At 62.4% G+C, this 953-nt stretch carries 1 protein-coding gene; it reads left to right on the forward strand.

The window, feature by feature from the left end; all coding sequences use genetic code 11:
- Positions 1 to 953, forward strand: a 953-nt coding sequence (locus OC445_RS26890; protein WP_262020454.1) for an ATP-binding cassette domain-containing protein, incomplete at both ends; no start/stop codon positions are given.

Raw genomic sequence — 953 nt, forward strand, 5'->3', positions numbered from 1 at the left:
CTGGCCGATGAAATCGACCCCGACGAGAAACTCGGGCGCCTGTCCCTGGGCCAGCGCCAATTGGTGGAAATCGCCAAGGCGCTGTCCCGTGGCGCCCATGTGATCGCCTTTGACGAGCCGACCAGTAGCCTCTCGGCGCGGGAAATCGACCGCTTGATGGCCATCATCACGCGCCTGCGCGAGGAGGGCAAAGTGGTGCTCTACGTGTCGCACCGTATGGAAGAAGTGTTCCGTATCTGCGACGCAGTGACGGTGTTCAAGGACGGTCGCTACGTGCGTACGTTCGAGGACATGAACACGCTGACCCACGATCAACTGGTGACCTGCATGGTCGGTCGCGATATCCAGGATATTTACGATTACCGACCGCGTGAGCAGGGCGAAGTGGCGCTCAAGGTGGACGGCTTGCTCGGCCCCGGCCTGCGTGAACCAATCAGTTTTCAGGTGCGCAAGGGCGAGATCCTGGGCCTGTTCGGGCTGGTGGGCGCGGGGCGTACCGAGCTGTTTCGCCTGCTCAGTGGGTTGGAGCGCGCCAGTGCCGGCAGCCTGGAACTGTGCGGGCAAGCGCTGCAACTGCGCTCACCCCGCGACGCCATTGCCGCCGGAGTATTGCTGTGTCCGGAGGATCGCAAGAAAGAGGGCATCATCCCGCTGGGCAGCGTCGCTGAGAACATCAACATCAGCGCCCGTGGCGCCCATTCCACCTTTGGCTGGCTGTTGCGCGAAGGCTGGGAGAAAGGTAACGCCGACCGACAGATCCAGGCGATGCGGGTCAAAACGCCGAACGCGGCGCAGAAGATCCTGTACCTGTCCGGTGGCAACCAACAGAAAGCCATCCTTGGCCGCTGGTTGTCGATGCCGATGAAGGTCCTGCTGCTGGACGAACCCACCCGGGGTATCGACATCGGCGCCAAGTCGGAGATCTACCAGATCATCCATAACCTGGCGGCCAG

Source organism: Pseudomonas sp. Pse35 (assembly GCF_024519715.1).
GTDB lineage: Bacteria > Pseudomonadota > Gammaproteobacteria > Pseudomonadales > Pseudomonadaceae > Aquipseudomonas > Aquipseudomonas paracarnis.